Source organism: Bacillus sp. MHSD_36 (assembly GCF_030757775.1).
Taxonomy (GTDB): domain Bacteria; phylum Bacillota; class Bacilli; order Bacillales; family Bacillaceae_G; genus Bacillus_A.
Genome location: NZ_JAVBIS010000005.1, coordinates 250428 through 262504, shown reverse-complemented (window position 1 = coordinate 262504; position 12077 = coordinate 250428). Strand labels below are relative to the sequence as shown.

The 12077-nt window shown below is 32.4% G+C and carries 11 protein-coding genes and 1 pseudogene; 10 read left to right on the top strand and 2 right to left on the bottom strand.

Annotated features, from left to right (window positions below):
* The first annotated feature begins 24 nt into the window (after nt 1–24).
* The gene (locus Q9B79_RS21250) at nt 25–1047 is read left to right on the top strand and encodes a 2,3-butanediol dehydrogenase (RefSeq protein WP_306187364.1); all 1023 of its coding nucleotides are present in this window, start codon (nt 25–27) and stop codon (nt 1045–1047) included.
* A 569-nt stretch (nt 1048–1616) separates the two neighbouring features.
* On the opposite strand, the pseudogene Q9B79_RS21245 reads toward Q9B79_RS21250, so the two are convergent.
* Nucleotides 1617–1835: pseudogene (locus tag Q9B79_RS21245) on the bottom strand (winged helix-turn-helix transcriptional regulator); the annotation flags it as partial.
* Between the two features lie 621 nt (nt 1836–2456).
* Between Q9B79_RS21245 and Q9B79_RS21240 the strand changes: the two are divergent.
* The 9 genes from Q9B79_RS21240 (at nt 2457) to Q9B79_RS21200 (ending at nt 11720) form a co-directional block, all read left to right on the top strand.
* Nucleotides 2457–3629, top strand: a complete 1173-nt coding sequence (locus Q9B79_RS21240) for a radical SAM protein (protein WP_306187363.1) — start codon at nt 2457–2459, stop codon at nt 3627–3629.
* Between the two features lie 3 nt (nt 3630–3632).
* Nucleotides 3633–4256: a histidine phosphatase family protein gene (locus tag Q9B79_RS21235; RefSeq protein WP_306187361.1), complete on the top strand. Its 624-nt coding sequence runs from the start codon at nt 3633–3635 to the stop codon at nt 4254–4256.
* Nucleotides 4253–5365, top strand: a complete 1113-nt coding sequence (locus Q9B79_RS21230) for an Ldh family oxidoreductase (RefSeq protein WP_306187359.1) — start codon at nt 4253–4255, stop codon at nt 5363–5365. Before Q9B79_RS21235 ends, Q9B79_RS21230 begins: the two co-directional genes overlap by 4 nt.
* 3 nt (nt 5366–5368) lie before the next feature.
* On the top strand, nt 5369–5884 hold the full coding sequence (locus tag Q9B79_RS21225; RefSeq protein WP_200458757.1) for a M15 family metallopeptidase: 516 nt from the start codon (nt 5369–5371) through the stop codon (nt 5882–5884).
* Nucleotides 5885–5927: 43 nt separating this feature from the next.
* Complete coding sequence (locus Q9B79_RS21220; protein ID WP_306187356.1) at nt 5928–7199, top strand: alanine--tRNA ligase-related protein; 1272 nt, start codon at nt 5928–5930, stop codon at nt 7197–7199.
* A gap of 693 nt (nt 7200–7892) precedes the next feature.
* Nucleotides 7893–9101, top strand: coding sequence for an ATP-grasp domain-containing protein (locus tag Q9B79_RS21215; protein WP_200458759.1), 1209 nt, complete (start codon nt 7893–7895; stop codon nt 9099–9101).
* Complete coding sequence (locus Q9B79_RS21210; RefSeq protein ID WP_306187353.1) at nt 9085–10311, top strand: MFS transporter; 1227 nt, start codon at nt 9085–9087, stop codon at nt 10309–10311. The genes Q9B79_RS21215 and Q9B79_RS21210 overlap by 17 nt, the downstream gene beginning before the upstream one ends.
* Nucleotides 10308–11510: an ATP-grasp domain-containing protein gene (locus tag Q9B79_RS21205; RefSeq protein WP_306187351.1), complete on the top strand. Its 1203-nt coding sequence runs from the start codon at nt 10308–10310 to the stop codon at nt 11508–11510. The genes Q9B79_RS21210 and Q9B79_RS21205 overlap by 4 nt, the downstream gene beginning before the upstream one ends.
* Before the next feature lie 72 nt (nt 11511–11582).
* Nucleotides 11583–11720 carry a multidrug transporter gene (locus tag Q9B79_RS21200; protein ID WP_200458762.1) on the top strand — a complete coding sequence of 46 codons (138 nt, stop codon included), beginning with the start codon at nt 11583–11585 and terminating at the stop codon, nt 11718–11720.
* A 52-nt stretch (nt 11721–11772) separates the two neighbouring features.
* On the opposite strand, the gene Q9B79_RS21195 is transcribed toward Q9B79_RS21200, so the two are convergent.
* Complete coding sequence (locus tag Q9B79_RS21195; RefSeq protein WP_200458763.1) at nt 11773–11976, bottom strand: hypothetical protein; 204 nt, start codon at nt 11974–11976, stop codon at nt 11773–11775.
* Nucleotides 11977–12077: the final 101 nt, after the last annotated feature.

Below are 12077 nucleotides of genomic sequence, written 5' to 3'. Positions count from 1 at the left end.
CAATTGTTTGAGGGAGGATTTTTTATGAAAGCCGCAGTGTGGTATGGTGAAAAAGATATTCGTATCGAGGAAAGAGAAACAAAAGAGTTACAACCCAATGATGTAAAAGTTAAAGTGGCATGGGCTGGTATTTGTGGTTCTGATTTGCATGCATACTTGCATCCGGATTCAGTACCAATGAATAAGAATACGGTACTCGGACATGAATTTTCTGGTGAAATTGTAGAAGTTGGTTCTCATGTAACAAAATTTAAAGAAGGGGACAGAGTGTGCATCTATCCAATGATGCTTAAAGATCCTTCAAATGCTGAAACTGAACGTTTTATCACTTTAGATGCGGTTGGTGCACAAATCGATGGAGGATTTGCTGAATACGCGATACTTCCACAAAAAACGATTTTTAAAATTCCAGATACTTTACCACTAGAAGTGGCAGCAATGGTAGAACCAGCAGCTGTATCATTCCAATCAATTAAGGATTCAAATGTAGAAGAAGGAGATACTGTTGTTGTTTATGGAGCAGGTCCAATTGGGCTATTTGCTGTATTAGGTGCAAAAGCTGCAGGTGCTTCTAATATTATTGTTGTTGATTTATTTGATAGTCGACTTGGCAAAGCAACCGAGGTAGGTGCGACGCATACGTTTAATGCTAAAGAAGTAAACCCTGTAGAAGAAATTCGTAAATTATTCCCAGATGGAGCAGATGTGACAATTGAAGCTGCAGGTGTTGAGTCAACATTTAATCAAGCCATTCAATCAACTAAAGTTCGTGGCACAATGATGGTTATCAGCTTCCACACGCAAGATATCCAATTCAATGCTCCTGCTTCCTTACTCTTTAGTGGCGTAAAATTAATGGGATCTGTGGGATACAGTAATGAAACTTATAATGAGGTCATTCAATTACTTGCTAATGGAAGATTACCTGCACAATCCATTATTACAAGTAAAGTTGGTATAGATAATATCGCTGAACAAGGTTTTGAAGCGTTAATTCATGACAAAGCGCAAGCGAAAATTCTAGTTAAATTAAGTGGCGCACATTAAACATATTTTAGATGAAATAACTTGAGAAGATTAAAAATTTGTAAAAGTAGTCGAGAATATTAGAATGTAATTGAAATGTCTTTTTAAAGTGATTGGAAAAGAAATAATTAAAAATATAGAGAACTCTTAACTATTTACTCAAGAAATTCAAGCCTTTTATCCTCTAATGTTTTACGAAATCCTGCTAGAAATATAGGCTTTGTGCAACGAACCGATAAATAACAAACCAAAGATGTAGTTGCTTTGCGTGTATACCCTCACAAGAAAAAATATAGATTTTATCTTGTGGGGGTATTATAAAATTCTTAAGTTGATGCACACATATGGAGAGGTCTAATAGCGTGAAGATAAACTAATAAAATATAAATTTATACGCTACTTAGTGACAGAATAAAGGTGGACAAGGTTCCCCTCATATTCTAAATTCTTTATATATATATCTACATAAGCAATCTTCAATTGCTCACGTAATTGTTTCTTCTCTTCTTCTAAATTCTTAATCTTACGTTTCAATGAGGCTATAATTACTACTAATTATAGCCTGTTTAACGATGGTAAGGTTTTTTGTTTTATAAGCTTAATCCAAACCGCTTTAATTCAATAAAAATCCCCTCTAATTGCTTTCCTTTATCCGTTAATGTGTACTCTACACGAGGCGGAACTTCTGGTTATACTTTTCTTGTTATAATGCCTTGAGTTTCTAATTCTTTTAGTCGAAGCGATAATGTTTTCGGGCTAATGCCGTCCATTGATTTTTGTAAATCACTAAAGCGTAATGTTCCTTCAATATATTTAAATCTATATAGTCTTTTGATTAGTTCTGAAAATTCAGTTTAAATTTTATCAAGTTTATTTTTAGTGAATTTTCAAAAAAATATTCCGTTTTTACCTAATAATTGTATAATATGAAAAGTAAAGTAATGAATATGGAAATAATTAAAAGTAATCCCAAAATCCAGTAAATTAATAATGGAAAATATGGTTCTGCTGCAAAGTTACCAAAAACATAAATAATCTGGAGAAGCGTCGGTACTTTATTATGTAACGGTTAATAACTCTTGTAATTCATGATACACGGAAAAGGCGGAGTCTATCTGAAGATTTCACCATTTTCTGTATAGGGTATGAACGGAAGCATCACGATAGCTCATAGAAAAAAGGTGCTACTAAAATTATGTGTTTTTCAAAGTGTTTCCTTTTGGAGTATCTCACTCCTCATACTCCTGTTCATTTTTTAAAGTGTAACTTTGTTTAAAAACTTTACAACAGAATCACAATTATGCTGGTATCTTTAAATGGATTATTTTTGTAATTATTCGTATTTTGAAACTTTAAAGATAAAAAATGATTTGTTATATCAAGTAAGAAAAGAAGAAAATTGTAAAAAACTTATACTGGAGGAATATTTAATGTCAATTATAATGCAAACCCTACCATCACCTCTTGTCCGCTTAGGGCTATTAAGTAACGGTATTAGAGTATCTGCGGATGTACAAGAAGCATTTCAAAAGTATATTAAAGAACCATTAAGAACAAGAGCAGGGGCGGGTGGAGGATTAGATATCATCCTTGAAGATGGAACTTGGGTAAATGCGCCTACTCTGGAGGATTTCGCAGAAAATTCCCCTTATTATCTAGATGTCTATAAAGGAGAATTTTTCATTAAGGCAAGAGGAGAAGCTATTCAAAAGGTAACCTTCCCAAAAAGGCCAGAGTATTACGATATGCTAACTTCCGATGGAGTACCAATGTCTAAAGTCGGTGTAATGTTAGGAGATAGACTGGCAATATCCATTACAAATGCATGTTTATTTTGGGGCACCCAGGATGTTTGCAAATATTGTTCAATAGGATTAAATAAGGAGCAAGATCTTACCTTTAAAAAAGTTGATCAAATCGTTGAAACGGTAGTGCAAGCAGTTAGTGAGGGGAGTGCGAATCATGTCGCTATTAATGCTGGAGGATTGCCAGGCAAAGATAGAGGGGCAAAAACATATGCTAAATACGCACGTGCAATTAGAGAGAAAATAGATGTGCATATAGCTGCTCAACTGCTTCCACCTGAAGAGCTAGATTACGTGGATTTATTAAAAGAGGCTGGATACTCTGAAGCTACATATGATGTTGAAGTCTTTGATTGGGAGCGAAATTGGGCTGTAAGTGAAGGAAAAGCGAAAATTGGATTAGATCATTATTTAAAAGTATTAGAAAGAGCTGTGAAAGTGTTTGGAAGGGGAAATGTTACATCAAATCTAATTGTAGGGCTTGAATCACCTGAATCAACAGCGAAGGGGGCAGAAGTATTTGCTAGTATGGGTGTTGTCCCTAAATTAATCATTTTCCGACCACTAAATGGTACACCTCTGGCTAAAGAAAAAGCTCCTTCGGTTTATCACATGATTGAGACTTACAAACTGGCAAATAGTGCTGTAAAGAAAAATGATGGCAAACTGGGTCCTTTATGCACAGCATGTAATATTAATCGTCTAGCTTTTCCATATGATGTAGATTTTGATGAATTATTGAGAGTACATGGTGATCATCTCGCGGAAATTGAAACTAATACAGTTGTTTCAAGATAAATAATGAACAGCCTAAAAATATATTTGGTAAGACATGGTGAATCTATAGCTAACGCTAATAGAATTATGCAGGGTATTGCTAATTATGATTTGAGCACAGTAGGAATTGAGCAAGCAGTAATGTTAAGTGAATCTTTAAAAAACATTAATTTCAAAGCTATATATACCAGTCCATTGGCAAGGGCTCGAAAGACTGCTGAGATTCTATTGAAAAATAAAAGAAGCCCTCTTGTTACATTAGATTGTCTGAAGGAAAGAGATATAGGAATATTTACCGGGTTAAGTCTAGATACAGTTAAAGAGAGATATCCGTATTATTATAAACTTTATGAGGATAGTGGATTTAACAAAATTCCCTTTGCTGAAACAGATTATCAGTTACATATGAGAGCTTCTTGTATTAATAAGTTTATACACAGTCTAAAAGGTGGATCCTACTTATTTGTAAGTCATGGTGTATTTTTATCATGCCTTATAAAAAATCTATTAAACATCCCAATGGAGGAATATCTTCATGTCGATAATACGGGTCTTACAATAGTAGATATTAATCAAAATGTTATAACAAACGCAAAGTTAAATATAACTGAACACCTTACCACATTAACTAGGAGGGAAATATATTGAATACTAGCTATTTAACAGTTGACGCGATAGAGTTACGAAAATATGTAGAAAATCTATACCAGAATTATGGTTTTAAACAAGAAGATTGCGAAACAGTGGCAGATGTTCTCTTAGCTGCAGACTTAAGAGGAGTAGATTCTCATGGTGTATCTCGCCTTGCATGGTATGATGAATGGATTGAAAAAGGCCTAATTAACTTGAAGCCTAATATAAAAATTACGACTGAAACACCTACGACCGCAAATGTTGATGGAGATAATGGTATGGGGATGTTGGTATCAAAATTCGCCATGAATCTTGCTATTAAAAAAGCTAAAGAATATGGTACCGGATTAGTTTCTGTTGGCAGAAGCAACCACTACGGTATCGCTGGTTATTACTCCATGATGGCTTCAAAGGAGGATATGGTAGGTATCTCAATGACAAATATGATACCAATTGTCGCACCAACAAATGGTAAACAACGTATGCTAGGGACAAATCCAATATCATTTGCTATTCCAGCTAAAACAGAAGATCCATTTGTTTTAGATATGGCTACTACAGCAGTTTCTGGAGGGAAGCTTGAAATTGCAATGCGTGAAGAGCGCGACATTCCTTACGGCTTGGCCATTGATAAGGAAGGTAGGGCAACAAATAATCCTAAGGATCCTTGGGACAATGGAGCTTTAGTTCCATTAGGCGGAGATAGTTGTGATACTGGTGGGCATAAAGGATATGGATTAGCGACCTTAGTAAATGCTTTATCTGGTGCTTTATCTGGTTCTATCTACGGTATAAACCAAAGTGACTCAAAATTATTTGGAAATCCTCTATCTGTAGTCGCAAATGTTGGTCACTTTTTTGGGGCGTTTAAAGTTGAAGGATTTCGTGAGAAGGAAGAAGTTTTAACTACAATGGATGGTATGTTACGCTCCCTAAAAGAGTCTGAACCAGCACCAGGACATGAAAGAGTTTATGTAGCTGGGGAAAAAGAGTTTGAATCGGAGCGTAAACGAGTGAAAAATGGAATTCCTTTACATATAAAAACCATAAAAGAACTAGCTATGCTGGGTGAGAAATATAATATAAACTATGACTTCTTACCACTGAATAATGTAGAGGTATAAAATATGATTAACACTAAACAAAAGCATACAGAAATACTACAAGAAATCCACCCTATATTTCAAAAGAAAATTGTAGAATTAATTGACAATAGACCTAATAAGGAAATGGAACTAAAAGCTCTGTATGCTTTAGTAAGTTATGAGAAGCAGGAACAATTATGGCTAATAGGAAGAAATGATCAAGGAGAGCCACTTTATGACAGCCTTACGTGCAAACCTTTGACGGTAACCAGTGCTAAGGGGGGACAATCTTGGCATAATTTTGGATTAGCGATTGACCTTGCTTATTTTCGAAATAATGAAATTGTTAATCATGATGAGAACAAGGCAGCTTATGATGATTTGGGGAAAGTTGCTAAAAAATTAGGAATTACATGGGGGGGAACATTTACTCCTTATTATGATGCAACTCATTTTCAATGGACAGCACATTTTACTGAGATTCAAAAATTAGATCTATTAATGAAAAAGGGCGGTTTAAACTTAGTTTGGGAAGAGATTAACAATAATTATAAGTAAGTATACGTATTATCATAGTGTTTCAAGGAGGTGTAGCTAGAAAATGGATGCTTTAGAAATAAAATCCTTATTTAAAGAACATATGCAAGGAAATGGACACTTATTATTACCGGAACTTCCTTTAATTAGTCCAAAAGAAGATAGTTTTTTTACTATCGCTGCTGCTAAAGCTGTGAAAGATAGTTATCAAAATGCAGGCATACCTTGTAATCCAAATGTTTGTATAGTGCAGAGAATGTTTATGGCAAACCAGTTAGAGCAAGCTGGAGTTTATCCTGTAGCTACACCTATGGAAGTACAAATGAGTATTTTCCGTTTTGCTGACCAAACCCCAGAAAAAATGTTTAGTTTAGTACTAGGTTTTTTGAGGAAGATTGGTATAAATATTGAAGACTTATTTTTTATATCTCCTGGAAATTATAATGTCAACGAGGCTTTAGAGAATGTTCAATTTAATGTTGCGAATATTGTAGAGTGGCATAAACCCATGCGTTATAAGATTGGAGAAGATATACCTACTGGGCATTACGGTCGTTTCTGTTTAAGCTATAATAGCGGGTTATTTCCAATCGTCGATATGACTTTTATGAAGGATATACAGAATAATGTTCTAAAATTAGAAGCTTGTTTTTATCTAGATAGAATATATTTTACATTAGCGGAAAAGGATACATGGTTTGAGACCCCTTTATATATGCCAATAGTTGATAAAATCCAAGAACAGTATACTTCAGTATCTGAAGTATTAGTAAATCAAACTGCTATTTTGATGAGAAGCTTAGTAGCACTCCTAGGTGATGGTTTATGTATAACACCAAAGGGGTACGGATATGTTGGAAGAAAAATCTTAAGACAAATCATCGTAAATTGGTATTTGGAAATTCAAAGCATACTAGATTTAACTTTTCTAGTTCAGCCGACAATTGAATCTTTAAAATTTATGGGATACGACTATAGTGACGAGAAAGAAAGAATTGTGGAAATAATCAGAAAAGAAGAAGAGCTATTTGCTGCCAATATTAAAGATTCTATTAAATATATTAAGAGACAAATAAAAAGTAATAAAGTAGAGGATCTATTGACTAAAGAAACTCTTTTAAAGTGGAAAGATAGCAGAGGAATACCGGAAAAGATTGCTATTGGTACAATTAAGCATAATTGTGATAGTAATCTGTTACTACAAGTAGACTTTAATAATGATTTTCCTTTTAACCTAAAGATGAACGGTTATCCGTATTTGAGAAACATCAACAATCCTCGACAATGGCTTGTTGATGCAGAAAAGAAATTATACACTAACAAAAAATGGATTTAGATTCTATCTAAATTAAAGGGCTGAAATTATAATTAAGTATGCTCTTATATTTAGATATTACGTGAGAAATTAAAATATTAAGGTGTAAGATTAACAATAATAATGGAACAGTAAGAAACTTACACCTCTTCCAAAGTTCTTCGAACAGTACCATTTATCAAGATTTCATCGTAAGATATTCGTTTGTTGATATCCACTTCCAAGCGAATATCTTATAGATGAAACCAACATATACATACTGTTTTCAAAGAGGATACTACTCCAAAACAATGCGTCCTTCACTACTAATAGCAGTCCTTGAAAATTGTGTACATTAAGTAGGTGTGTAAGAAGGATTTCCTTTGAATATGGCCAAGCATCAAGACAAGTTCCTTTCCTAGCCCCGATTCTATATCGTAATGGGAAGTTAATAGGGATATGCTATTCTACATTGAAATTAAAATTTTTTGAATGATTGAAAACAATAATTATTCCGGATACACTGTAGACCAATGTTTCTACCAAACAATTTCCAAACTTTGAAGTACAAAGATTGGAGGGTTCTTTCTTTAGTTCCATTAGGCTAATTCAACTGGATCTTTATAATTTAGCAGAAGTTATAAAGAAGATTCTTTACTATCTCAAAACGAAGCAAATTTTGTATTTTATAGAAATAATCATAACATAATAAATTCTAGCAAGGGAGTGACTCTAATGCCTATAGTTATTTTAAATAGGTTACCTATTGTTATAGTAGATTTTAAAGAATGGTTAGATGAAAAAGCAGAGGAAGTTTATATTATTTTACCGGAACACAGAGAGAAAGAATTTAGAGAGAATGGTTACAAAAACATTTTTACTGTCCAAAATTTCAAGAATGATTTTGAATTACTAAGTATACTTTCCAATATTGATAATAACCATAAAATAACTAGTATAATAGCGATTGATGAAATCGATATAGAAAGAGCTGGTTTCTTCAGAGAGTATTTTAAAATCGATGGCCAAAAATATTATAGCGCAAAAATTTTCAGGGATAAAATATGGATGAAGACTTTCTTGAAATCCAAAGGAATACGCGTACCTGACTATAGTAAAGTAGAATCAATAGAGGATGTTAAAGCTTTTGCTGAATTATATGGATATCCAATAATATTGAAACCGCACAACGGTATGGGATCCATTGGATTGAAAAAGATTAATAACTCGACCGATTTAGAAAATATAAATATAAAAAATTTAAATTTAGTTGAATCATTTATTAATACGCAAAATATGTACTCGGTGGAAGGTTTAGTAGTTGATAATGAGATCGTGTTTTCTGCTGTAAATCGCTATAGTAAAAATATGTTAGATTATATCAATGGAAAAGGCGAAAGTATTATTGAAACCGTTCACCCGGATGAAATAATATTTTCTCGTCTTAAAGAATTCAACAACAAGATTATAAACAATATTCCAAATGAGGCAGGAGCTTATGCTTTTCATACTGAAATATTTCATACAATCGATGATGAACTTGTACTCTGCGAAACTGCTAGCAGAGCAGGAGGAGCAAGAATAGTAGAGTTAGTAAGACAGAGTTACGGAATTAATTTAGAAGAGGCAGTTGTTAAAATCCAAACGGGCATTTGGAATAAAGATAACTTGGTCATCGCAGATAAACCAAACATCTTCACGGCTACTTATTTATTATCTAAAAAAGCTGGTAAAATCAAGAGTATTCCCCAATCAATTCCGTTTGATTGGGTTACTGAATATCAACCACGTGCAAAAGTAGGGGATGAAATCCCAGAATTAAGTGTTGGTTCTGACTTAGCATCCTTTATAATTAGTGGCAAAACAAAAACGGATTTATGGATAAATATAAGAAAATTAGCAATGTACATCCAAAAGGAAGTAACATATGAAAAAATTAATTAAAATAGAGATGTTAGATTTATTAAAAAGTAATAAAAATTTTTTAATGCTATGGATATCAACTATTCTTACTTCTGTATACGAACGTGCCTTTTATGTTGTTGTTCCAATTTATATTTACGATTTAACTAATAATGCTAGATTAGTAGGATTTGGATCATTAGTTGAGACAATTGCTCTTCTTTTATTTGGTTTAATAAGTGGGTTCATAGTAGATTCTTTCAAAACTAAAAAAATTCTACTTGCTACTAATTTTGCACTATTAATATTATTTATATCGGCAATCTTATTTAAAGCTACAATTTTAAAATTTGAGCTTTTCTTGATTTTCATGCTATTCTTCGTAGCACTGGGCAGAACTAATAATATTGCTAGAAATTCAGCTATTTACAATATTTTTGAAGGCAATGAAAAATTAGGTATTGCTAATGCTTCAATGGGAATGATATTTTCTTTAGCATTAATATTAGGTCCGATAATTGGAAGTAACATTTATGTGGCTTCAGGAATCGATGGAATCCTATATATAGGTATTGCTATTATGGGTATTGTAGTTCTTACTTTTAAAAACTTAAGTATAGCAAATGATACTAAAACTAAAACAGGTTTGAAAAAGAAAAGTTTGAACGAGATTTACTTTCTTATAAAAAATAATAGGGCTATATATGGCTCTACTATTTTTCAAGTTCTATTTATAACTTCATGTGCAGTTTTTTCAGCATACATTTATGTATTTATAAAAGACTTTTTCAAAGCAAGTGAAGTTGTTTTCTCCTTGTCGATAACATTCCAAGGAATAGGCAATTTTGTAGGTGGTTTTTTATTTTCTTATGTAGATAAATGGAAAGCTAGTAATCGTGTTATTTTTATACTGACATTGATGATTTGTACGTTTGAACTTCTCTATATAATTATACCTAATACAATGCTTATGCTTGTATGTAATTTTATTGTTGGATTATTAGTTCAAATAGTTATGGTTATTTCACGAACATTCTTTATGAAGCATTGTGATTCTAATAATATTGGCCGAATGACTGGATTAAATTATACAATTGTAAATACTGTTTCCGTATTGATGATTTCTTTAAGCGGATATTTACTTTCTTTTTATTCAATTCAAACCATATTATTTGCAAATCTTTTAATACTTGCAATGAGTGGATTAGTAGGATTCATATACTTTAAAGATGAGATGGAGGTAATAGAATGAGTATTCTTGTTATGACAAGATATGATTCTAATAGAGCGAATATAGAAGAATGGGTTAAGGATTATAAAGAACCCGTAGTGTTAATTACGAATAAAGATGTTAGTGATAGTCATAGCAATTTAACAGAAAAAGTGGTATTTGATCAGTATATTGATGACTATTCCGTTGAAGTTAGAGTTAGAGAGTTACATGAAAAGTATAAGTTTAAAAGGCTTATTGTTTTTGAAGAATTTGATATTGAAAGAGCTGGTATTATTAGACAAACATTAAAAATACCAGGGCAATTTATTAATAGTGCCAATGCATTTAGAGATAAAGTAATAATGAAAAGTTTTGTACAAGAAGCCGGAATAAAAGTTCCTAATTTTAAATCTATTAGTAATAGTTTTGATTTGCTTGAATTCACTAATGAATTTGGATTCCCTATTTTTTTAAAACCTAAAAAAGGAATGGCCTCTATAGGTACTTCAAAAATAGATAATGAAGTTGAGCTTGTTAATTGGCTTAAAAAAAATAAACCAGTTGATTTTATGGTGGAGACCTATATTGAAGGTGATGTTTATCACACTGATGGTTTGGTAAAGAATGGGAAAATTATATTTTTCTCTGCCTTTTCTTATGTAAATACCATTTTTTCCTCACATTCACTTGATGGATTAGGTGATAAACTTATTACCGAAGACAATATGTTATTGGAGAGGTTTAAAAATTATACTGAACATGTATTGTGTGCATTACCTTGTCCAGATGTTTTTACTTTTCACTTAGAATTCTTCTTAACAAAAGATGATGAAATTCTTTTTTGTGAAATAGCAAGTAGAACTTCGGGATTTTTAGTTCCTAATATTATTAAAAAAGCATATAATGTCTCCTTAGATCAAGAACTTTTAGTAAATCAACTAAACGATGATAATAAAGAAATACAGGAAACAAAGCCAACAAAGTACTATTTAGCATTCTATCGTCCTCTTAAAAAAGGTAAACTTGTGAAAAAGATTAATTCTCTGCCTTTTCCTTGTATAGAGGAGTATGAAATTAAGGGGGAAGAAGATAAAATTTATAACCCTACTGCATATTTTGAAACATATGTTAGATTTATTATTTCTGCAAAGAGTGAAAAAGAGCTTGATCAGCAATTGCAACTGGTAAATGAATATATTGATGAAAATACTATCTGGGAAGAAAGTGAAATAATTTAACTCGGCTAATCAATTTTGTGTTAAATTCTTTTCTTAGTTAGATTAAGAGCTAATCTGACCTTTTTAGGTGTTATGCTAGGTTCATTTCTTGCATCTTGGGGCATGAGTGCTCTGTATTTTATCGTTGGTATGAGCAGTATTTTATTATTTATGAAAGCGATAGGGAAAGAAAAGTATCAGAATGAAGGAAATGTTTCTCAGATTGGATAAAACTATATGAAAAGCGAATCAGTTATACTGGGACTCGCTTTTTATATAGTTTTTAGAACGGATCAACCTCAGCTAAATTTGGAGTGGTATTCGGCTGTAGCAAAAGATTTTTTAACGTTCCTACTTCAGAAAGAGCTACTAATATGTAGCCACTAATTAGTACAATAAGCCCAATAACGCGTAACGTTTGTAAGCTTATTTCATTATTATTCGTTTCTGTTGGATTTGGGGGCGTTGAAGGTGGATTGTTATTCATGATTAAGGCTCCCGTCTTTTTTTATTTATATATGTGTAAAATCATTATTTAACTTATGGATAGGAATCGTATAGTCATTTTCACTATATGAGAAATGCCTA